Source organism: Flavobacterium sp. LC2016-13 (assembly GCF_009707955.1).
GTDB lineage: Bacteria > Bacteroidota > Bacteroidia > Flavobacteriales > Flavobacteriaceae > Flavobacterium.
The window spans coordinates 428,155-450,985 of the sequence record NZ_WMDQ01000002.1; the positions used below are offsets into that span (position 1 = coordinate 428,155).

Here is a 22,831-nt window from a genome sequence, read left to right on the forward strand (position 1 = left end):
AAATAATAATAACATGAAAATAACAATACTATTGATTGCTTCTTTTTTAGGATTTTTAAATAGAAAAGCAGGAATTATAAAATTGAATCCGACATATTTAATTTTATTAGGTTTGTTGGCTACAAGCGGTTTTGTTCAGGCACAAACAGGTCAAATAAGCGGTGTCGTGATAACAAATGACGGAACTGCAGGGCAGGGAGTAGCAGTAAAACTGAGTGAAAGCAACAGAAGTACAGTAACAAATTCTGCCGGTAATTATGAATTTAAAAAATTGCCTTTCGGAAAATATATTGTTGAAGTTATAATGGCTGGTTATGAACCAACTGTTGAAAGTGTTGAAATTTCAGAACAAAATCCATCACCTGTAGTTGACATCAAACTAAACTCTTCTTCTCAAAATCTTGAAGATGTTGTGATTCGTTCCGGAGGAAATCGTTTTGCAAAAAAAGAAAGTATTGATGTTGCTAAAATGCCATTAAAAAACATCGAAAATTCGCAGGTTTACATCATTGTAAGCAAGGAATTAATGAAAGAACAAGTAATTACAGATTACAATAGTGCTTTTAAAAACGTTCCTGGTGCCGGTATTGCAGAAGTGAGAAATCAAGGAAGAACTACATCAATATCAAGAGGTTTTCCGACTCCGCAAGTGGTTAGAAACGGAGTAGGAAGTTTTACGTATACAACTGTCGATCCATCAAATTTAGAGCGTATCGAAGTTATCAAAGGACCATCTGCAACACTTTTTGGGAGTACTTTATCTTCATTTGGAGGATTATTTAATCGTGTTACCAAAAAGCCTTTCGACACTTTTAAAGGAGAAGTTTCATATTCAGGAGCGAGCTGGGATCTTAACCGTTTGACTTTTGATGTAAACACGCCAATAAATGAGGATAAAACAGCTTTGTTAAGAATTAACACGGCTTTGCATAGCGAGAGAAGTTTTCAGGATGCAGGATTTAATAAAAATTTCTCTATTGCGCCGAGTTTTTCGTATGCAATCAACGATCGATTAAGCCTTTTAATTGATATTGAATTCAGTATGTACAAAGCAACTTCACCAACAAGACTAGCTCCGTTTGTTGTAAACGGAACAGAAAGCAGTATTGAAGACCTTGAAATTCCGTATAAATTATCTTTTGCCAATAATACGATTAACTACACAAGTCAGCAGTATAATGTTTTTGCACAGTTAAAATATAAAATGTCTGATAATTGGACTTCTCAAACTGTTTTCTCCAGAACAAGATCTTCTTCTGACGGTTATACTGTGGCTTTGTCTATGAGATCGCCAACGACTTTAAGACAACAGGTAACGTATCAGGAATCTCCTTTTTACGGAACAGATATTCAGCAAAATTTTAATGGTAAATTCAACATTGGACCACTGAAAAACAGGGTTGTAGCTGGTGTCGATTATTACAGCCTTCGTGCTACCCGAAATGATGCAACGGTTAATATGCCTGCAATGAATTATAAAAAACCGGGAGATGCTTATAATAATTTTACACTTGAAAAAGTAGCTCCAATGTTTAACACTGCTACTTTTGTAAATTTTGTATCCAATGATGAAGAGACATACAGTGCCTATGTTTCTGATGTTTTGAATATTACAGACAGATTAATCGCAATGGCGGGCGTTCGTGTAGACAAATATGAAAATCATGGAACGTATTATCCTAGTAAAGATTCGATTGCAGGAAATTACAACCAAACGGCATTTTCTCCAAAATTTGGAGTTGTTTATCAAATTATGAAAGATAAAATTTCTGTATTTGGTAATTATATGAACGGTTTTAGCAATGTTTCAGGTTCTGATTTTAACGGAAATACATTCAAACCCAATCAGGCAAATCAACTTGAAGGAGGTTTTAAATTTGATTTAGATAAAATATCGGCTACACTTAGTTATTACGACATACAAGTAACTGATATTACACGCGACGATCCTGATCCTGATCATGTGGGTTATTCAATTCAGGATGGTACACAAGTAAGTAAAGGCTTTGAAGCAGAGTTAATTGCAAACCCAATTTCCGGACTTAATATCATAGCCGGTTATACTTATAATGACAGTAAATACGAAAAGGCGAATGCCAGTGTTCAGGGTTTACGACCAACAACGGCCGGATCGCCAAGAACCGCGAATTTATGGGCAAGTTACAGGATTGTAACAGGTTCTGCGCAAGGTTTAGGAATTGGTTTTGGAGGTATTTACGGAAGCGAATATTATCAAACCAATACAACAGCGTTTAAATTTTCTATTCCATCGTACACCGTTTTAGATGCCTCTCTTTTTTACGATCAGCCAAAATACAGACTTGGTATTAAAGTAGATAATTTAACAAACGAAAAATACTGGTCTTACAGGCTTGCGGCTCAAAACCCAACACGTATAACTGCGAATCTTACTTTTAAATTTTAAGGTGATTTAAACTGAATAATTTTTCAACGAATAAAAAAGGGAATATTTCTTCATGAAATATTCCCTTTTTCTATTTATTAAGCCAGGTTTTAAACTCTGCAGCTTTGTTTTTACTTATAATAATATCAATATTAGAATCTGGTATTACTTCAATTCTCAGCTGATTATTACCATATTTAAGTATTTTGTTAATCGATTTTATGGATAAAATAAACTGTCTGTTCGCCCTGAAAAAAGATGTATTATCCAGTTCATTACAAATCTCATCTAAACTACTCGTACTCGTAGATATTTTTCCGTTTATATCTTTAACATACGTAATCGTGTTTTCCATATAGATGTAAGCAATTTGCTGTATTTCCAATGCTACAAGTTCACTTTTTAAATGCGTTAAAATTCTCTTTTTAGGAGACGGAGGAATTGAAACATTTTGAGTTTTTAATTTTTCAGCTGAATCAAGTTTCGATTTATAATTCGTCAGGTCATAATTGAGTTTAGATAAACTTAAAACTTCATTAAAAAGAGATTCATTCTTTTCTTCCAGTTTTCTTTCATAACGGCTTCCGAAAAGGCGTATCATAAAAAAAGAAAACAAAACTATCAAAGCTCCGGTTGCCATGTATACTATAATAAAATAGAATTTCAAGTTCTGAACCTGTTCATTAATGCTTTTTAGATTGGCGTGAGAAGCAATAATCCATTCTGTGTTTTTAACCGGATAGAGATAAATAATTTCTGATGCGATTTTCGGATTATTAAAATTTCGAACACCGCCGCCTTCTGTTTTATTTTTAAGATAATTGTAGAAATCTTCAGAGTTTACTTCATTATGGGTTTTAGAAATATAAGATTCATCAGGACCTGTCATGGCACCAATTCTTTCGGGATTAGGATGACATACTTCTTTTCCGGTTTGGTCAAACATGCAAATAAAGCCCGTTTGCATATCCGTTTTTTCAATACTTTTCTGTACATTGTTGATAATTAATTTCTTATCGCCAATTTGTTGTGTATGAAGAGAAATAAGATTTGCCATTTCTTTGGCTTCTCTTTTACTGGATTCAATCTGAATTTTTAAAAATTGTTCCGTACTCAGGCCAACTAAATAATTCATACTAAAATATCCGCAGATATAAACAACAACAAGCAACGATAAAAAAGTAAAAAGATAAAGTTTGTCTTTCCTCATAAAAATGTGTGTATTGAATAATCAAATTTACTCAATATTTATAAGTTTTGAACATGATAACCATAACCAACAGCTATTTTTTATACCAAAGAAGAATATAGCGCAGCAAAAGCTTTTATTGGAATATTTCTTTATTGAAAATCTGAATTTTATTCAATTCTAATTATTCCCTTTTAAGTTCTTTTTTTCCCTTTCGTGCACTTTTCTTTGCTGTGAGGCAAGTAACAGCCTTTCATTTGCAGTATAAAATTTCAGAATAACAGCATTGTTGTTTTATCTGATTTTAATTTAAATGAATTGCAACTTTAGAAATTAAGTAGAAAATTAATTAAAAACATCGATATGAATAAGCTAAAAACCAACAAAAGAAAGCGAATCATGATACTGTTAGTGATCTTGTTTCTGATTTTTGCAGGATTGCAATTTTTTGGTCCTAAAATTATAAATCCTCCGGTTACGGGAGATTTAAAAGTGCCTCATGAAGTCCAGACTATTTTAAAAACTTCTTGTTACGATTGTCATTCAAATCAAACAAATTTAAGTTGGTATGATAAAATTGCTCCTGTTTCGTGGTTGGTTGCACAGCATATCAAAGACGGTAGGAGCGGACTTAATTTTTCGAATTGGGATGCATTATCTCCCGCAGATCAAAAAGCAAAACTTTGGGAATCAATCAATCAGATTTCGTTGGGAGCAATGCCTTTAAGCAGTTATACACTGGCACATCCGCAGGCTAAATTATCTCAAAAAGATATTAAAGTGCTAAAAGATTATATCTGGAGCCTTAGAATAAATAATGTAATTCAGGATACAGCAAAAATAAAAGCACTAAATAAACAATCAGCAGCGGTTATAAAATCTGAAAATAAAACTAAACTTCCGATGACGGTTAACGGAATTGAATATATAGCCGATTATAAAAATTGGGCTGTAGTAAGTACAACGCAGCGTCTTGACAACGGAACTATGAGAATTATTTATGGAAATAGTGTTGCAGTAAAAGCAATCAAAGAAAAAAAGATTGATTCCTGGCCAGACGGTACTATTTTGGCAAAAGCGGCTTATGATGAAATTGAAGATTCAGACGGAAATATTTCTCAGGGCGCTTTTAAACAAGTTGAGTTTATGATTAAAGATCATGATAAATATAAGAAAACATACGGTTGGGGCTTTGCACGATTTAAAACACCAGAACTGCTGCCGTATGGCAAAAACGCTGATTTTGTAATTGATTGTATGAATTGCCATCAGCCTATGAAAAATAACGATTATGTATTCACGCTTCCAATACGACAATAGATATGAAAACGATACTTTATTTCACAGCAATTTTTTCTTTGTTTCTTCTTTTTTCCTGTTCAGATCATTCAAAAGAAAATTTAAATAACGAAGCATCGCTTCCGGATAATTTACTTGATAAAGTTTCTGGTTTGCAAGTACTTAATTCTTCCATCAATAACAAAAGACATACAACAGCATTGTTATATGGAAATCGAAAAACAATTGAAAGAATAAAAAGTGACAGCAAAAAAATAGAAAAAGGCGAGAAAATCGTTTGGATTACATGGAATCAAAAATCAGATCCTAATTGGTTTGGCGCTCTTATTCCGGGAAAATTAATATCTCTAGAAATTCTTGAATTTGATGCTGAAAAAGCAAATCCACACTATCAAAGATTTGAAGGAAATCCAATTCAAATTAAAAAAGATACAATTGGAAATCAGCATAGAATTCAAATTTTGCTTCAACAGAAAATCGCAATACTACCACAATTATAAATTTTAAAATCAACACTAAATCATTAAAAATGAAAACAATCAAAATTTTAGCCTTCGCATTATTGGTATCATTAAGTACCGTTAAAATGTATTCACAAGAAACAGCATCAAGTAAACCAACTATTATTTTTGTTCACGGTATCTGGGCTGACGGATCTTCATTTACGAATCAAATTGTTGCTTTGCAGGCAAAAGGATATCCTGTAATTTCAGTTCAAAACCCGATCACTTCGCTTGCAGATGACGTAGCCGCAACCAAACGAGCTATCGCACAGGCAAAAGGAAATGTTATTTTAGTTGGTCATTCCTGGGGAGGATTTGTTATTACGCAAGCCGGAAACGATCCCAAAGTAAAAGGATTGGTTTATGTTGCGGCGTTAGTTCCTGATTTAGGAGAAACGCTGCCAACTTTATCAGCGCAAGGACCTGCTAATAAATTAGGCGAATATCTTCAGCCTTTAGATGGTTTTGTTTATTTGTCTAAAGAAGGTGTAAAAACCGTTTTTGCTCAGGATTTGAAAGAGAAAGACCAAAATCTTATTTTTGCTACACAAACTCCTGCAGCACAAGGCGTATTTGCTGATAAAAGCGGAGAACCGGCATGGAAAACCAAACCAAGCTGGTACATTTTAGCCAAAAGTGATAAAGCAATAAGTCCTGAATTAGAAAGATTTATGGCAAAAAGAGCGAATGCAAAAACTACAGAAATAGAAGCAAGCCATGTCGTAATGCTTTCACATCCAACAGAAGTGTTGCGTATTATTGAAGAAGCTGCATCTTCTAAAAAATAATTGAAGATTTTATAAAACCAAAAACTCCAAAATCATTTGACTTTGGAGTTTTTTTATTGAATCAATAGCCGATTATTTGTTTTCGACTAAATATATGTTTTGAATAAGTAAAGTTTTATGCCACAGCTGCAACCGGTTTTCTCGAATTAGCAATAGATATAGTAAGCGGATCTAAATCACCGGCAAAAAAAGTATCTAACAATTCCTGAAATATTGGGTTCGCATTTTCAACCTGGCTAAAAAGACTCATAGACGAACGCAATTTACGGGCATCTAAATCTCCAAGAATAGCCTCAGGTGCTTTTCTTTTTTTAGTTAATAACAATTCGCAAATTTCTACAAGATGTTTCTTTAAAATCGGATGTTGAAGAAATTCAGTAGCTTCATCAAGATCAGCAATTCCGTAATAATCAGCAATACTGCTTGTTCCTAATCCTTTTATTTGCGGAAAAATAAACCACATCCAGTGACTTTCTTTTTTTCCTTTTTTAATTTCTGAAACTGCAGTAAGATAAAGTTTATTTTGGGCATCCAAAAATCGGGTTAAATCATTATTTGCGTAAGCCATCTGTAAATTATTTATAAAAGGTTATAAATTGGTTTTTGGTACTTAATGTTTTGGTTTTTAAATCAATGAAAATGAATTTCTGTTTGAATTATTCTTCTCCATTATTTCTATCCAAAACTACCTTAACAACCCAAGTTTCCATTTATATAATTTTATTCCATTGTTATATAATTTAAATGTAGCTTTCAATCCCCTTAAAAAGAGTCGTTTATTATTTTTTTGACTCAAATTGGATTATTCTTAGTAAATAATATTTTCGATACGAAATCAATTGAATACTGTTTCTGTTTGATTCTTAAATTGCATAATATTCCATTTCTGTAAGATATTATTTGTTACTGATCATTTTTAAACTAATAAATTAAATTCTATTTTATATATTGATTTTCAGAATATTATAGGTTTGTTTATTACCCGAAATATTATGATGAATTATTTATTTTATTATTATTTGAAAAATAAATACATTTAAACTCTACTAAATACATAGAATTTATATATATATGTAAAGTAGAAAATTTCTACATGACTTATCCAGAAAGACTGAGGGAAGAGGCCCAATGATGTCTTAGCAACCTGTTTCTCAATAAGGTGCTAAATCCTTCCGTTACAGCGGACAGATAAGAGAGATTTCTTAGTGAATCTGAATAAGCTCATCAATATTAAATTTTTTTAGGATTAAAATGAAAAGCGAGCTAGTATTAAACGTCAATTCAAAACAGATTACTTTACAATTCGAAGAAAACAAATTACAGGTTTTCCGAATGCGCAGCTCATAACATTTTTTCAGTTTCAAATTCTCTTTTTTTAGTATTTAACCAGACCATTTCAACATTGGTCAAGCAATTTATATGTCTAATTTTAAACCCATTAATATGAAAAAAACATTATTATTTCTTGCTATATGCTTAAGCATTACAGGAACTCAGGCGCAGGATACAGCAGTACAACTAAAAGGAACAGTTGTAGATACAGTAGCTAAGTTTGTCTACCTGCAAAAATTCCATAATAAAATGTTTACCACTGTAGATTCGGTAAAAGTTGTAAACGGAAATTTCAGTTTTAAAACTAAAGTTAAGCTTCCTGAACTTTACGGTTTAAGTGTAAATACAGCAAATAGTCCGTTATATATTTTTCTTGAAAAAGCACCGATTACAGTAAAATTAAGCCCTCTAAAATATTATAGTAACTCTGTCATCGAAGGTTCCGCATCACAAGATTTATTCAATATTTATAATAAAACAGAGAATATTGATATAAATAAATTTATAACAGAACATCCGAGCTCTATTGTTTCTGCATACGTGTTATATAGAAATTGGTCGTATAGATTAACTCCGGATCAAATTACTCAAAATATCGCATTGTTAGATAAAAGCCTGGAAACTACAACTTATGTAAAAGAACTTAAGGAACTGGTAACGGTTTTAAACGGACTTGCAATAGGTAAAAAAGCACCGGATTTTGTAGGTACAGATCCAAATGGAAAATCAATTCGTTTTTCAGAAAATTTGAAAGGATATACGTTAATTGATTTTTGGGCTTCGTGGTGTGGACCTTGCCGAAGAGAAAATCCAAACGTAGTTGCGGCATACAAACAATATCACGAAAAAGGTTTTAATGTGTTTGGGGTTTCTTTAGATAAAAAGAAAGAAAACTGGGTTAAAGGAATTAATGATGATCATTTAGACTGGTTACAAGTTTCTGAACTTATTTTCTGGAACAGCGAAATTGCCAAATTATATGGCGTAAGAGCCATTCCGTCTAATTATCTTATAGATTCAAAAGGTATTATTGTTGCCAAAAATCTTCGTGGGGAAGAACTTCAAACGACACTAAAAACACTTTTGCAAGAAGGCACGTTAACCGCCAAACAATAAACCAATTGCCTCGAATTTTGAATCTTTAGAAAGGTTCAATCAAAAATAGAATATGTTAATTTAAATGATTATGGAAATGAATGTTATTGAGCAAAAAACAAAAACAAGCCAATTAGAAAAGTATTTTTCTAAGTTTAGAAAAAATACAATTGGCGTAAATCATACTTTTGAATCTGTTTACGGAAAACAAAACCTGCTTTATGCTGACTGGGTTGCCAGCGGAAGATTATATATTCCGATTGAGGATATTATGCTTAATAAAATAGGTCCGATGATTGCCAATACACATTCATTTTCAAGTCAAACCGGTAAAGCTTCGACTTCTGCCTATCAGTATGCCAGAGATTTAATTAAGAAACATGTAAACGCCAACGAATCTGATGTTTTGGTAACTACAGGAACCGGAATGACAGCAGGTTTATCGAAGTTACAGCGTTTTTTAGGCTTGCGCAATGGCGATAATAAATCAGCAATTGAATCTGATAATACTGATAAACCAGTGGTTTTTATCACACACATGGAACATCATTCCAATCAGGTTCCGTGGTATGAAACGAATGCTGATGTGGTGATTTTGCCTGCGGATGAAAACAATTTAGTAAGCCCAAAAATCCTTTCAGAAACTATAAAAAAATATGCAGACAGAACTTTAAAAATTGGTTCGTTTACGGCTTGCTCAAATGTTACGGGAATTATTACGCCTTATCACGAACTGGCTAAAATTATGCATCTAAACGGTGGCTTTTGCTTTGTTGATTTTGCTGCTTCGGCGCCTTATGTTCAAATCGATATGCATCCCGAAGATCCTGAAAAACAATTGGATGCTATTTTCTTTTCTCCACATAAATTTTTAGGCGGACCAGGAACTTGCGGCGTATTGGTTTTTAATCAAAAATTATACAAAAGCGATATTCCGGACAATCCGGGCGGAGGAAATGTAAAATGGACAAATCCATCGGGAGGATATCAATACAGCGATTCGATAGAAGTAAAGGAAGACGGCGGAACTCCGGGTTTTTTGCAGGTTATAAGAACGGCTTTGGCGATTCAGCTAAAAGAGCAAATGAGAATTGAAAACATCAAAAACAGAGAAAAAGAACTGCTGGAGCGATGTTACGCTGAGCTTCAAAAAATAGATGGTTTAAGAATTTTGGGAGATATTAAAAGCGAACGAATTGGTTGTGTTTCTTTTATTATCGAAGACATTCATTACAATTTAATTGTACGACTTTTAAATGACCGTTTCGGAATTCAGGTTCGCGGCGGCTGGTCTTGTGCGAGTACTTATGCGCATTATTTATTTGATATTGATACCGAAAAATCGAATGAGATTACAAATGAACTTCTTCAAAAAAATCAAATAAATAAACCGGGATGGGTTCGTTTATCTTTACATCCAATTATGACAAATGAAGAACTTTTGTTTATTTGTGACGCCATTCAACAAGTGGCTTTAAATCATCAAAATTGGCAAAACGATTATAAATACAACAAGGCTTCGAACGAATTTGAGAATCTTGAAAATGAAAATGCTATTGAAGAAGAAGTGAAAGAATGGTTTATTTTAGAATAAATCTTATATATTAGATTTTATCTTAAATAAACATATTTCAAACACAAAAAAAATCCCAGTTCGTTAGCATTGGGATTTTTTTGTTTCTATAATTGATTTGGAATTACGAAAAAACCAATCAAATTTTTAATAGCTAACTTGCTTTTTCCCTGAATTGCGCAGGAGAAATTCCTTCTTTATTTTTAAAAAACCGGCTAAAACTTTGTAAATCTTCATAACCCAAATCATACGCAATTTCTTTTATTGATAATTGTGTATAACGAATTTGCTTTCTGGCATGAATCATAATTCGGTCATGAATAATGCTTAAAGGTGGTCTTTCAGAAACAACAGCAAAAAGATTGGATAAGGTTTTAGGTGATTTATTGAGTTTTGAAGCATAGAACGCAACATCGTGATGTTTGGCAAAATGGCTTTCAACTAAATAATTAAACTCTCGGATAATATCGGCCTGATTATTTTCAAGCTTAATATAATCAGTAGTCGACATCAGGCTTCTGGCGCACAAAATCAAAATTCGTTTTAACATCGATTGCAGCATATCGATTTGTAAATTGTCTTTGGCATCCATTTCCGTTAGCAAAATGTCCCATGAGGTTTTCATACTTTCAAGATAGTTTTCCGGAATCGAAACAACCGGAATTCCCATTGCACCGTAAAACAAAAGTCCTTTACTGCCAACTTCATTATCGTTATTAATGATGCAATAAAAGTTTTGATTAAATCGTAACATTTTTGCCATTTCAACTTCTATAGAATCAATTTGGTGAAATTCTGTCAAAAAGATAATATCATTTTGAGACAAACAGTATTTAACTTTATCTACCGTTATATTCATTTCAGAACCCGTATTCCAAATCAACGTTAATTCAGTGTCTTTCGCCCCAAAAATCAAATCTTTATTTTCAGGATTAATATCCGTTAAAAATAAATATTCGTGTGAGGTTCCTTTATAAATCATGGTACTAAATATATCGGTTTTTAAGATGTAAATATAATTATTATGGTAAAAAATGCCTTATGATATTTTAGAGAAAATTCACATGCGTTTGGGAATATCTTTCAAAAAAAGACATTAAAAATCCTGAATACCATCTTTTTGATGCGGGACATTTTGCTGTAGTTATGGTTGGATAATAAATTGTATATTTATAGAACTTCTCGTTTAGATTGAAAACTCTGATAATTTATTTCTAATTAAGGAAAAATAGCCAACTCTTCGGGAAAATTTGTCTAACCCCAACGGCAGAAATAAGTGCAATTTTGTATTGGCAGGAATCAAATATTTTCAGAACAATCTAAAATTTTCAATTATGAATTACGCACAATTAGCATTTACAGATACCATAAAAAAAATTCAGGAAGAAGCTGGAAGCAGAAATTCGTATGATCGTGTAGAAAAAATGTCTGTTGTTGACGGATTAACGGATAATGAAATTCGTTTTATTGGCGACAGGGATAGTTTTTATATGGCAAGTTTTGGAGAAAATGAATATCCGTATATTCAACATCGCGGCGGACCGGCAGGATTTATCAAAGTAATCGATAATAAAACAATCGGATTTGTTGATTTTTCCGGCAACAGGCAATTTATTTCAACAGGTAATATTTCTAAAAACGAAAATGTGGCTTTGATTTTAATGTCATATCCGCAAAGAGCGAGATTAAAAATATATGCACATGCAAAAACGGTTGATTTAAAAGATCATGAAGCATTATACGAAAGACTGAAACCCGAAGATTATAAATTTCGTCCTGAACGAATGATGATTTTTGAAATTCAGGCGTATGATTGGAATTGCCCGCAGCATATTACGCCCCGTTATACAACAGAAGAAGTAGAAGAAGCTTTGTTGCCTCAAAAAAAATACATTAATGATCTGGAAAACAAGATAAAAGAACTTGAATTGAAATTGGCAGATAAATAAAATTATAAGATGAATATTGATATTTTGGCATTTGGCGCACATCCTGATGATGTAGAATGTGCTGCTGCAGGTATTGTTTTGAACACAACATCAAATGGAGGAAAAGTTGTTATTGTTGATTTAACCAGAGGAGAACTTGGCAGTTTTGGTGATGAACATTCAAGAAAAGATGAAGCAACAAAAGCTTCAAAAATGCTCAGTCTTTTTGAAAGGGAACAATTAGATTTAGAAGACGGAAACATAGAAAACAATCATCAAAACAGGTTAAAAATAATTCATCTTATTCGAAAATACCGACCTAAAATTATTTTGGCAAATGCGATTAAAGATCGTCATCCCGATCACCATAAAGCAGCTCAATTAGTTGCAGAAGCTTCTTTTTTATCGGGTTTAAAAAAAATGGAAACGTTTGAAGAAGGAAAAATCCAGGAAAAATGGCGACCTGATGTTGTATATCATTATATTCAGGATCAGTTTATAGAACCCAATATTGTAGTCGATATTAGCGCTTTTTTTGATTTGAAAATGGAAGTAATTAAAGCGTATAGTTCTCAATTTATTACGGCGCACGATAATAAAGCCAATGGCATTTTGAATTTACTGAAACAAATTGAAAGTACGAATCAAATTTTTGGCCGTGCCATTAATGTAAAATATGCCGAAGGACTTACAAGTGAACGCTACATTGGCACTAAAAATGTTTTGGATTTGTTGTAAAGGCAAATACGATTAATTTCTATTTATTAATCGAATCAATTATTTTTTCTCGATGGCTAAGTCCCCAATTTACAAGTGTTTCTGTGACTGGCAAGACTGATTTTCCATATTCTGTAATGGCGTAAACAACCGTAACAGGTTTTGTTTCCTGAGTTGTTCTGCTTACAAGTAAATTGATTTCTAATTCTTTTAATTCCTTGCTTAGCATTTTGGCCGAAATACCATCGATTTCGCGCTGCATTTTCTTAAAATGAATTACCTGATTTGTTCTGTTGGTCAAGAAACGTAAAATCATCAATTTCCATTTACCTCCCAAAACATCAAGACTATCCCGCATTGCCATAAGTTCTTCAGAACATTTGGCTTCACGAAGAATTCCGTTATCATTAATTTTTGCCATACTAGTTTCTCTTTGGTAACCGGTTACCATGTGTTAACCTATAACAAAAATAAAGTATTGCTGTTATACTTTTGTACAACAAAGACATAAATATGAAAGCAATTGTATTACATAACAACAACGAATTTCTATTAGAAGAAGTAGTTATTCCACAACCAAAAGATTCTCAGATTTTGGTAAAAATTATGGCTTCAGGATTTAATCCTATTGATTATCAAATGACAGATCATGATGCTTCTGAAAAAAAGCTGCTGCATTCACCTATTCTTGGTCGTGAATTTTCTGGCATTGTAACAGCTTTGGGAGAAAACGCAACGCAGTTTAAAGTAGGCGATCAGGTTTTTTGTGGTTCCGGAAGTATGGGTTCTAACGGAACTTATGCCGAATATATTTGTGTTCCGGAAGAAATTGCTATGCTTATGCCTGATACTATTTCTTTTGAAGAAGCCGCAGCATTGCCATCTGCAGGACTTACGGCGCTACAATGTATAAATCGTATGCAGGCAAAAATAACAGATTCTATTTTGATTACAGGCGCTGCGGGCGGAGTAGGGAATATACTCGTGAAATTATTGCTTGCTAAAGGTTATGAAAATCTGATTGTTACAGCCGGAAACGAGAATAGTATTGCATCATTAGTAAAACTCGGAATAAAATCTGAAAAAATTATTAATTATAAAAATCAAGATATATACGAAGCTGCTTTGGCTTTAAACAATACTAAAAAATTTCCTTTTGTTGTTGATTTAGTGGGAAATGAAATTGCAGTTGTTGCAGCCAGGCTTTTGCAAACCAACGGAATTTATGTTGATGTAACCAATTTTTCTACTTCAGATTCTCGCGAAATACTATTTAGCAAAGGCGCAACAATCCTGAACATTTCTAATTATGCCTACGGACTTGAAAAAAACTACACCTATTATAAACAAGGTTTACAGGAATTAGCAATTTTATTGCAGCAAAAGTTGATTACGCCTCCAACAATTGAAATTATAGGTAAACTTGAAACTGCTACGATCTTAAAAGCGCATACCAAACTTCGGGAAAATAAAACCGAAGGAAAGAAATTAATAATGCAAATTGTTTAGATTAAATTTCAATCTTGAATTTGAATTTAATTCTGTTTCAAAGTTATAAACAATCCACTGTTAATAAGCCCTAAGCAGACATATAAAATGATTAAGAATTAAAATAAGACGTTTTATTGAATGATTTTTTTAAAAATAATCTCTGAGATGGAAGAATTGAAAAGTTTGCTTAAAACTAAATTATGAAGGTTATTTTTTATTTGAAAAATCTATTAAATTCGTGTTTTTAATAGAAAGTATAAATAATAAAAAGCGCTTATAGAAAGCGCTTTTTTAATAGATTATTTATTTCATTACCAAAATTTCTCTGTGCCTAAACTCGTATGCCAGAAACTATCCGGAAATTTTAATCCGGCTCCAATTGCTCTGTCCATGCATGCATGTGCCAATAATATAATACCAACTAACATAAGAGTTCGGTTTTGTTTGGCAAGGCCAATAAGTCCGATGATTACTGCAGTTCCTTTAAAATGAACAATGTTATACGAAACTGCTCCAACAGCAGGATTTATTAGGTAACCAATCATACCGAAATCCGGTAGTAAAAGTAAAACAGGAAACCACCACCATTTTAGATTGAAACGTGAAAATAAATAGATACAACCCAGAAACATAATCAGTTCTTCAATTTTAATTAGAATTTCCATAGAATTTGTTTTTTAATTTTAATAAATTATTTCAAACAAATGTAATATGGTGTATTCTACAAAAATTGTATCAAAACGAAATCAGGTTACTGGATTGCAAATATCTTGTTGAAATTTGACGTATTTAGTGGGACTAATATTGATATAATGTTTAAAATCATGTATCATTTGACTTTGATCGTAATAACCGCATTCGGCTACAACATCAAACCAATCTATTTTTGAAGTGCCTGGAGCTAGTTTTTGTATAAGATCAATCGCTTTTAAAAACCTTTCGTACCGACTGAGTTCTTTAGCAGAATAACCAAAATGTTTTTTATGGTTGAGTTGCATATTGCGCTCTGTCTGGCTGTTTTGGCTCGCTACAGATTTTATGGGATTTAAGGTTTGTTCCCTGAAATTGGCTAATTGCTCTGCAACTTTATTCCGATTCTTTAAATAAGGTTCACAAAAATTCAAAATGTGTTTTACTTTTAAATTTACATCGCTTATTTTGTTGAGCTCATGCCATAAAATAGTAAAACAATCTTCATTTAATAATTCATCAGGATTCATTGGTACATGTTCTGCCATACAAACATTGCCAAAAAAACGGTAAAAAGCATCATCTTTAAAATTGACCGTTAATATTTCAGTATTTGGAGGCAGCGAATATTCAAATGCTTGTTTTATCGGGCCAAGCATAAGATATTTGTCTACTTCGATATTCGTGTTTTGTTTGGAATGAAAGGAAGGTTTTGCTCCAAAATTGAAAGCCATAATCGTTTGAAAAGATGGTAATAAAGTTTTGGTAATGATTTGATCTGATTTATTTTCTGCAAAATAAAAATGAGAAAAAACGTCCTCAAAAGCTTGAGGAACTGCTATTCTAAAATTGTTATATCCAGGAATATTTTCTTCCATTTTTGTTTATTTTTTTGCTACGAATTTCGCGAATTTGCATTAATTAATTCGTGTAAATTTGTGCAATTCGTGGCAAACTTTCCCTTAATTGAACTTTTGTCTGAATTCTAAAGGCGAATATTTTGTTTTGGTTTTAAAGAAGCGACTAAAAGATTGAGGATGTTCAAAACCTAATTCGTAAGCAATTTCAGAAACGGAAAGATTTGTAATAGATAATTTTTCTTTTGCCTTTTCTACAAGTTTGTTATGAATGTGTTGTTGTGCATTTTGACCTGTTAAAGAACGAAGCATATCACTGAGATAACTTGGCGAAATATTAAGATGATCCGAAAGATATTGCACTGTCGGAATTCCTTCTTTTAAAGTATTTTCATTGTTTAAATAATTGTCCAGAAGTTCTTCTAATTGTTCTAATAATTCGTTGTTTACGGCTTTTCGGGTTATAAATTGACGTTTATAAAAACGATTGGCATAACTCAGTAATAATTCAATTTGAGCAATAACAACATCCTGACTAAATTCATCAATCCTGCTGTTCAATTCTCGTTCTATAATCTTAAATACAGATAAAATTATTTCTTTTTCCTCATCAGACAAATGCAAAGTCTCATTGATTGAATAAGAAAAGAAACCATATTGTTTGATTTTTTTTGCCAAAGGATAAGAAAGCAAAAAATCCGGATGAATGAGCACCGTAAATAAGGAGCAATGTCCGTTACCGTTCGCTTCATCGTTACTGCCAATTAACTGATTAGGCGAAGCAAACAATAATCCGCCACCATCAAAATCATAATAACTCTGACCGTATTTTATTTTGCCGCTCACTCTGGTCTTATAAGATATTTTATAAAATTGCAATACATGAGATCCAGATGGTCCGTTAGCAATTAGATCAGTATTCGTGTTATTGATCAGACTTATTAACGGATGTTGGGGCTTGGGCAAACCAAATGCCAAATGCGCTGCGGCTAAGGAATCAAATTCCTGACGGTTGTTGTCTTCCATTTTCATTTTATAAAATTAAGAATATAACCGATAGCATTTATGTTATCGGTTATAAAATTTAGACGTTATTGTTCTTTAATTAAATCAATTAACCTTGCGCTGCTTTTGCAACATCATCCCATTCTTCCCATATTTTTATTCTTTCTGCATACGTTTCTTTTACAGTTGAAAGATTGCTGCTGCCAATAAATAATCGTAAAGGAGGATTTTCTGCATCTACAACTTTAAATATTGCTTCTGGCGTTGCTTCGGGATTTCCTCTTTCCAGACTCATTAACTGTCCGAAAAAGTTTTCTTTAAAATCAGTATAAATGTCCATGCCTTCAGCAAACTTCAAAGATTCCTGACTTCCAAATTCTGTAGCATAAGCTCCAGGCTCAATAATCGTTACTTTAATACCAAAAGATTTTACCTCTAAAGCAAGACTTTCATGAATGGCCTCGAATGCCCATTTTGAAGAACAATAATAACCAATAACGGGTAATGTTATGTGACCAACATTGCTTGATGTACCCATTATATGCCCACCGCCTTGTTTTCTTAATAAAGGCAATGCAGCCTGAATAACAGCAAGAGTTCCAAAAATATTGGTTTCATAAAGCGCACGAACCTCGTCTGCATTGGCTTCTTCAATGGTACCAACAAGCGAATATCCGGCATTGTTAAGTACAATATCGAGTCTTCCGAAATGTTTGTAAGCTTGCTCTACAGCCGTTTTTACCTGATCAGGTTTAGTAACGTCAAGTTCTAAAGTGAGTACATTGTTTCCGTATTTTTCCTTAAGATGGGCGATACTTGCCAGATTACGTGCGGTGGCTGCAACTTTGTCTCCGCGTTTAAGCGCAGCATCGGCCCAAACACTTCCAAATCCGCGAGAAGCACCGGTTATAAACCAAACTTTATTTGAAGCTGAAGCATTTTGATTTGCATTCTCGTTTGTAATTTCATTTTGATGTGACATGATGATATATATTTAAATTAATACAGCAAAGTTCAGGAGATGTCCCGAAGAACATGTAGCTTAAATGAGGAATTTTGTAACACAAATGAGAATGCCTTAAAAAAGTTAAGTCTTTATCTAACAATGATTCATTGCTAAATAAAGACTTAAATAAAATTTAAAAGTAAAGTAGTTATAAAATAATCCTACTTTTCTTTATACAAAATAATTGTAGCTTTATACCCTTTTCCAACATTCCATTGGCTATTTTCTATCACTTTTCCTTCATCATCAAAAACCTGAAATTCAGCTGTATTTGGCGAAGCAGAACCTTCGTTTAAAGCTTCAAAATCAATTTTATTCATTCCTTTAACCAAAGTTATTTTAAAGCCTTTAAATTCCCCAACCAAATTAACTTCCGGTTCAATAACTTTATCATTCAGATAAACTCTAATCTTATCGCCATCTACAAAAGCAGCATCACGATATCGAATTGTAGAAACAGATGTGTTTGTTACAAAACCTCCCAGATATTCATTTCGTCTGTAAAAAATGCCTTCAACATTGGCTTCTTTTTTATACAAATTACTATTATTAAAAAGCTCATCCGGATTGATTTTTAAAACCGTTTGTTCTTTCAAAGGCGCGGGATCATTTGGGGGCGTTTCTTTTGGTGGTATAACTTCTTTATTTTCAGGATTTATAGGTTTTATCGGAGTGAATTTACTATTACCTTCTTGTGCAAATCCTTGTAAAGACGCAACAGTAATAATAATTAAGAACAATATTTTTTTCATATCTGTTTTTGTAGTAATAAATATATTTATAAGTGGTATTCCTTAATATATAACATCTAAATCATAGTATTTATTGCCTAATGAGGAATTGATTCTTAATATATTTTTAATTAATCAATCTTATATGCGTCATCAGCAAAAGTTTCGGGTTCACGATCATTTTCATCGTAATCTTCTACCAAATCATCATCCATATCATCTTCGTCTAAATCTTCTTCATCTTCCAAATCATTCTCATCGTAGTCATCTTCAAGATCTTCCTGATCGTCTCTCTGAATTGCATCAGAAAATTCAAGATCTAAAGCCTCATCTTCATTTAAAGCTTCTTCTTCAAATTCATTTTCCTCACTAATATGTTCTTTTTGATATTGGTCGACATAGCTTTGATTATCGTTTGTGAAATTATTCTCATCCTGATCGTAATTTCTATTGGTATCTGTTGTCATACTATTTTTCTTTAGATTGATTTATAAGATTTCGAAATATTAATTTGCTTTAAAAATTTCGACTTAATCAAAATTAGCGTGATGTGTTGCAAAATCTATTATACTATTATGGCTGTCATTTATTTAATTTTAATGTGCGAAGCTTTATAAGCTTTTGAATAACGAGAAAAATGCAGTTTTTGACTTTTTGCGATTAATGTAATTTTGCACAATAATTCTTGTTTTAATAAAGATAGTTCTATCTTTACGTCAGATTTTGGTCTATTATTTATAATATTTTACAAATAATAGTTAAAAGGGAATCAGGTGTAAATCCTGAACAGACCCGCTACTGTAAGTTCTATATAAGTCTTTAAACGTTACTAATGCCACTGTTTGCCACGGCGAATGGGAAGGTTGTTTTAAAGATGGAACAAGTCAGGAGACCTGCCACAATCACATAGTTTAAGACTTTCGTGGAATAAAGTTGAACAACAAGAATTGACCTGTTATTATATAACAGGATTATCTCTTATTGCTTTTAATTATTACATCCCGGAGTTTATTTAATTAAAACAGTGATGTATAATACAAAAAAACTACTCTTATTTATTTTTATCTTTTTTGCTTCGTTTGTGCTTCATTCACAAGTGTCAAATGATAGTTTACGGCTTTTAAAAGAAGTAGTATTAAAATCAAAACCGTATCAGGAAGTAATTCCCGTACAAACGCTTTCAGGAAAATTACTTGAAAATTTAGCCAGCCATAATGTTGCTGATGCTCTCAGGTATTTTGCGGGAACCCAAATTAAAGATTATGGCGGACTTGGCGGTCTTAAAACCGTAGATGTTCGTAATATGGGAACGCATCACGTAGGTGTTTTTTATGATGGTATTCAGTTAGGAAATGCCCAAAACGGAGTTACAGATTTAGGGAAATATTCTCTGGATGATATGGAATCCCTGACGATGTATAACGGTCAGAAAAGTGAAATATTTCAATCAGCAAAAGACTTTGCAGCGGCTTCTACAATCTATTTAAGAACAAAACGTCCTGTTTTTACTGCCAATAAAAAATCAAATTTATTAGTTCGGTTCAAAACAATGTCTATTAATTATTTTGATCCTTCTTTGAGATGGGAACAAAAATTGAGCGACAAAGTAAGCATGAGTGTAAGCTCTGAATATATAAAATCGAACGGGCAATATAAATTCAGATATAAAAGAAATAATCTCGATGGTTCTGTAGCTTACGATACTACCGCAACCAGAATGAATAGTGATATAGCGGCTTTACGAATAGAATCCGGACTTTACGGAAAAATAAATAATGGTTCGTGGGATACCAAAGTTTATTATTATGATTCTGATAGGGGCGCACCGGGAGCAATTGTAGAGAATAAATTTTCTGACGGTTACAGGCAATACGACAAGAATTTTTTTGCACAGGGAACCTTCATTAAGGATTTTACAAAAAGATATAAATTTCAGGCCAGAGGAAAATATGCATATGATTATACACATTATGTCGCCAGAGATACTACTAATATATTAGGTGAAACTGTAACCGAAGGAGCGCAATCTGATGACAGTTATTTTCAACAGGAATATTACTTCTCAGCCCTCAATATGTATAGCATATTGCCAACGTGGGATATTTCATTATCTACAGATTTTCAGTACAATAAACTAAACGCTACAAGAAAAGGAATTCAGACTCAATTTTCATTTCCACAGCGTTATACCGCATTATTTTCTCTTGCAAGTACATACAGAATTGGAGGTTTTAAAGTTTTAGGAAGCGTTGTAGGCACTCATGTTCAGGAAGAAGTGCGATATAATGCAAAAGCTCCTGATAAAACCGAATTTACACCCGCATTATTTTTAGGTTATACACCATTTAAAGACTATGATTTTAATCTAAGGGCATTTGCAAAACGAATTTTCAGAATGCCCACTTTTAATGATTTGTATTATACAATGGTTGGTTCAAGTACTTTAAAACCTGAATATATGAACCAGTACGATGTTGGATTTACTTATAATTTACCTGTAGAAAATGGTTTTTTTGATAAATTTTCTATTCAGGCAGATGGATATTATACCAATACCAAAGATAAAATTGTAGCTGCTCCAACCGGAAATTTGTTCCGCTGGATGATGACAAATATTGGACAGGTAAAAGGGAAGGGAATAGAATCGGTTATCAATATGGGGTTTCATATCAATAAAGTAAACTTAACCACGAACCTTACTTATACTTTTTCTGAAAGCAGGGATTACACAAAATTTGCAGGTTTGGAATTATCGTCATATGGCGATCAAATACCGTATACACCGTGGCATAGTGGCTCCGGAATATTAAACGCCAGTTATGAGTCGTGGAATTTTAATTACAGCTTTATATATGTTGGAAAACGCTATAACGGTAACGTAAATAATATTAAGATTAATGAAGTGCAACCGTGGTATACTCATGATTTATCAGTACAAAAATCTTTTTCATTTTCTAATTACAGATTAAAAGGTGCAATAGAACTCAATAATGTACTCAATCAAAATTATGAGGTAATATACAATTACCCAATGCCGGGACGAACAATGAAATTTATAATAAGCATTGAACTATGAAAAAGATAATCACAAAATTAATTCTCAGTTTATTTATAGTCCTGGCTTTTACTTCCTGCCGGGAGGATGAAACCGTTTTTCCGTCGACAGATAAAAGTGTTGCTGCGCCAAGAAGCGACGGCAATATAGAAGGTTTTTATCTTCTTAACGAAGGAAACATGGGAATGAACAGAGCGAGTATAGACGTGTTTAATTACAGAACGGGAAACTATACAACAGATGTTTATTCAGAACGAAATCCGACAGTTGTAAAAGAACTGGGCGATGTTGGAAACGATATTCAGATATACGGTAACAAGGTCTACGCAGTTATAAATGTTTCAAACAAAGTAGAAGTTTTAGATAAATGGACCGCAAAACGTATCAAAAAAATAGACATTCCCAATTGCCGTTATGTGACTTTCTACAAAAATAAAGCCTATGTAAGTTCTTATTCCGGTCCCGTAGCCATTGATCCTAATGCAGAAATAGGTTTTGTTGCCGAGATTGATACTACAACATTAGAAATAAAACGAAAAGTTACAGTAGGGTATCAACCGGAACAAATGGTCGTACATAACGGGAAACTTTATGTAGCAAATTCTGGAGGTTACAGAGTTCCTAATTATGACAGAACTGTTTCTGTAATTGATCTTGAAACCTTTACCGAAACAAAAAAAATAGATGTTGGTATAAATCTCTACGGCATGCAAATAGATAGTCGCGGAGATATTTATGTGAGTTCAAGAGGAGATTATTACAGTACATCTTCTAATCTTTTTGTAATTGATTCTCAAACAGATGAGAAAAAAATGCAACTCGATATTCCTGTTTTGGGAATGTGTCTCGTTGATGATTTGCTCTATTTCTATAGCGTAGAGTGGAGTTATCTAACCAATAGCAACAAAATAACTTACGGAATATTTGACACTAAAACCAAAAAAGTAATTAGCGATAAGATTATTACAGACGGAACAGACAAACAAATCATGATTCCGTATGGACTTCAGGTAAATCCGGAAACAAAAGAAATTTATATCACCGATGCTCAGAATTATGTAGTAACGGGTTATATCTATTGTTTTACGCCTGAAGGAAAATTAAAATGGAAAACTACAGCAGGAAATATTCCCGCACATATTGCCTTTATAACCAAAAAATAAAAAAA

Annotated in this window: 21 protein-coding genes and 2 riboswitches; of the genes, 11 read left to right on the forward strand and 10 right to left on the reverse strand. The window is 32.8% G+C overall.

Going from position 1 to position 22,831, the window contains the following annotated elements; translation table 11 throughout:
* Positions 1–13 precede the first annotated feature (13 nt).
* Complete coding sequence (locus GKZ86_RS05665) at positions 14–2,425, forward strand: TonB-dependent receptor (RefSeq protein WP_154782129.1); 2,412 nt, start codon at positions 14–16, stop codon at positions 2,423–2,425.
* A 70-nt stretch (positions 2,426–2,495) separates the two neighbouring features.
* Here the strand turns inward: GKZ86_RS05665 and GKZ86_RS05670 are convergent, their stop codons facing one another.
* A complete protein-coding gene (locus GKZ86_RS05670; RefSeq protein WP_154782130.1) occupies positions 2,496–3,614 on the reverse strand; it encodes a LytTR family DNA-binding domain-containing protein in 1,119 nt (372 codons plus the stop codon).
* 342 nt (positions 3,615–3,956) lie between these two features.
* On the opposite strand from GKZ86_RS05670, the gene GKZ86_RS05675 reads away from it, so the two are divergent.
* Genes GKZ86_RS05675 through GKZ86_RS05685 form a run of 3 tightly spaced genes read left to right on the forward strand, consistent with a single transcriptional unit; the run spans position 3,957 to position 6,183 of the window.
* A complete protein-coding gene (locus tag GKZ86_RS05675; RefSeq protein WP_154782131.1) occupies positions 3,957–4,913 on the forward strand; it encodes a heme-binding domain-containing protein in 957 nt (318 codons plus the stop codon).
* A gap of 2 nt (positions 4,914–4,915) precedes the next feature.
* Positions 4,916–5,392 carry a hypothetical protein gene (locus GKZ86_RS05680; protein ID WP_154782132.1) on the forward strand — a complete coding sequence of 159 codons (477 nt, stop codon included), beginning with the start codon at positions 4,916–4,918 and terminating at the stop codon, positions 5,390–5,392.
* A gap of 29 nt (positions 5,393–5,421) precedes the next feature.
* Positions 5,422–6,183 (forward strand): alpha/beta fold hydrolase, encoded by a 762-nt coding sequence (locus GKZ86_RS05685; RefSeq protein ID WP_154782133.1) that lies wholly within the window; start codon positions 5,422–5,424, stop codon positions 6,181–6,183.
* A 115-nt stretch (positions 6,184–6,298) separates the two neighbouring features.
* On the opposite strand, the gene GKZ86_RS05690 is transcribed toward GKZ86_RS05685, so the two are convergent.
* Positions 6,299–6,751 carry a DUF1810 domain-containing protein gene (locus tag GKZ86_RS05690; RefSeq protein WP_154782134.1) on the reverse strand — a complete coding sequence of 151 codons (453 nt, stop codon included), beginning with the start codon at positions 6,749–6,751 and terminating at the stop codon, positions 6,299–6,301.
* A gap of 527 nt (positions 6,752–7,278) precedes the next feature.
* Positions 7,279–7,378: riboswitch (SAM riboswitch) on the forward strand.
* Between the two features lie 248 nt (positions 7,379–7,626).
* Here GKZ86_RS05690 and GKZ86_RS05695 point away from each other — a divergent pair.
* Together GKZ86_RS05695 and GKZ86_RS05700 are read left to right on the forward strand one after the other, a co-directional pair.
* Positions 7,627–8,631, forward strand: a complete 1,005-nt coding sequence (locus GKZ86_RS05695; protein ID WP_154782135.1) for a TlpA disulfide reductase family protein — start codon at positions 7,627–7,629, stop codon at positions 8,629–8,631.
* 64 nt (positions 8,632–8,695) lie between these two features.
* On the forward strand, positions 8,696–10,204 hold the full coding sequence (locus GKZ86_RS05700) for an aminotransferase class V-fold PLP-dependent enzyme (RefSeq protein ID WP_154782136.1): 1,509 nt from the start codon (positions 8,696–8,698) through the stop codon (positions 10,202–10,204).
* A gap of 133 nt (positions 10,205–10,337) precedes the next feature.
* Here the strand turns inward: GKZ86_RS05700 and GKZ86_RS05705 are convergent, their stop codons facing one another.
* Positions 10,338–11,165 carry a helix-turn-helix domain-containing protein gene (locus GKZ86_RS05705; protein WP_154782137.1) on the reverse strand — a complete coding sequence of 276 codons (828 nt, stop codon included), beginning with the start codon at positions 11,163–11,165 and terminating at the stop codon, positions 10,338–10,340.
* 352 nt (positions 11,166–11,517) lie between these two features.
* On the opposite strand from GKZ86_RS05705, the gene GKZ86_RS05710 reads away from it, so the two are divergent.
* Positions 11,518–12,132, forward strand: a complete 615-nt coding sequence (locus GKZ86_RS05710) for a pyridoxamine 5'-phosphate oxidase family protein (protein ID WP_154782138.1) — start codon at positions 11,518–11,520, stop codon at positions 12,130–12,132.
* A 9-nt stretch (positions 12,133–12,141) separates the two neighbouring features.
* A complete protein-coding gene (bshB1, locus tag GKZ86_RS05715; RefSeq protein ID WP_154782139.1) occupies positions 12,142–12,849 on the forward strand; it encodes a bacillithiol biosynthesis deacetylase BshB1 in 708 nt (235 codons plus the stop codon).
* A gap of 19 nt (positions 12,850–12,868) precedes the next feature.
* Here the strand turns inward: bshB1 and GKZ86_RS05720 are convergent, their stop codons facing one another.
* Positions 12,869–13,249 carry a helix-turn-helix domain-containing protein gene (locus GKZ86_RS05720; RefSeq protein ID WP_154782140.1) on the reverse strand — a complete coding sequence of 127 codons (381 nt, stop codon included), beginning with the start codon at positions 13,247–13,249 and terminating at the stop codon, positions 12,869–12,871.
* A 92-nt stretch (positions 13,250–13,341) separates the two neighbouring features.
* Here GKZ86_RS05720 and GKZ86_RS05725 point away from each other — a divergent pair, with 92 nt between their 5' ends.
* Entirely contained in the window at positions 13,342–14,337 is a 996-nt protein-coding gene (locus GKZ86_RS05725; protein WP_154782141.1) for an NADP-dependent oxidoreductase, read from the forward strand.
* A gap of 293 nt (positions 14,338–14,630) precedes the next feature.
* Here the strand turns inward: GKZ86_RS05725 and GKZ86_RS05730 are convergent, their stop codons facing one another.
* The 6 genes from GKZ86_RS05730 to GKZ86_RS05755 all read right to left on the reverse strand — a co-directional run bounded on the left by GKZ86_RS05730 (position 14,631) and on the right by GKZ86_RS05755 (position 19,075).
* Positions 14,631–14,984: a DUF4260 domain-containing protein gene (locus GKZ86_RS05730; RefSeq protein WP_154782142.1), complete on the reverse strand. Its 354-nt coding sequence runs from the start codon at positions 14,982–14,984 to the stop codon at positions 14,631–14,633.
* A gap of 81 nt (positions 14,985–15,065) precedes the next feature.
* A complete protein-coding gene (locus GKZ86_RS05735; protein ID WP_154782143.1) occupies positions 15,066–15,887 on the reverse strand; it encodes a helix-turn-helix domain-containing protein in 822 nt (273 codons plus the stop codon).
* Between the two features lie 84 nt (positions 15,888–15,971).
* Positions 15,972–16,898, reverse strand: coding sequence for an AraC family transcriptional regulator (locus tag GKZ86_RS05740; RefSeq protein WP_154782144.1), 927 nt, complete (start codon positions 16,896–16,898; stop codon positions 15,972–15,974).
* An 82-nt stretch (positions 16,899–16,980) separates the two neighbouring features.
* Positions 16,981–17,853 carry an SDR family NAD(P)-dependent oxidoreductase gene (locus GKZ86_RS05745; protein WP_154782145.1) on the reverse strand — a complete coding sequence of 291 codons (873 nt, stop codon included), beginning with the start codon at positions 17,851–17,853 and terminating at the stop codon, positions 16,981–16,983.
* A 185-nt stretch (positions 17,854–18,038) separates the two neighbouring features.
* Positions 18,039–18,629 (reverse strand): hypothetical protein, encoded by a 591-nt coding sequence (locus tag GKZ86_RS05750; protein ID WP_154782146.1) that lies wholly within the window; start codon positions 18,627–18,629, stop codon positions 18,039–18,041.
* 110 nt (positions 18,630–18,739) lie between these two features.
* Positions 18,740–19,075 (reverse strand): hypothetical protein, encoded by a 336-nt coding sequence (locus GKZ86_RS05755; RefSeq protein ID WP_154782147.1) that lies wholly within the window; start codon positions 19,073–19,075, stop codon positions 18,740–18,742.
* A 240-nt stretch (positions 19,076–19,315) separates the two neighbouring features.
* Positions 19,316–19,524, forward strand: a riboswitch (cobalamin riboswitch).
* Between the two features lie 111 nt (positions 19,525–19,635).
* Here GKZ86_RS05755 and GKZ86_RS05760 point away from each other — a divergent pair.
* Both GKZ86_RS05760 and GKZ86_RS05765 read left to right on the forward strand, forming a co-directional pair.
* Positions 19,636–21,684 (forward strand): TonB-dependent receptor, encoded by a 2,049-nt coding sequence (locus GKZ86_RS05760; protein WP_154782148.1) that lies wholly within the window; start codon positions 19,636–19,638, stop codon positions 21,682–21,684.
* Positions 21,681–22,826: a DUF5074 domain-containing protein gene (locus tag GKZ86_RS05765; protein WP_154782149.1), complete on the forward strand. Its 1,146-nt coding sequence runs from the start codon at positions 21,681–21,683 to the stop codon at positions 22,824–22,826. The genes GKZ86_RS05760 and GKZ86_RS05765 overlap by 4 nt, the downstream gene beginning before the upstream one ends.
* Positions 22,827–22,831 lie beyond the last annotated feature (5 nt).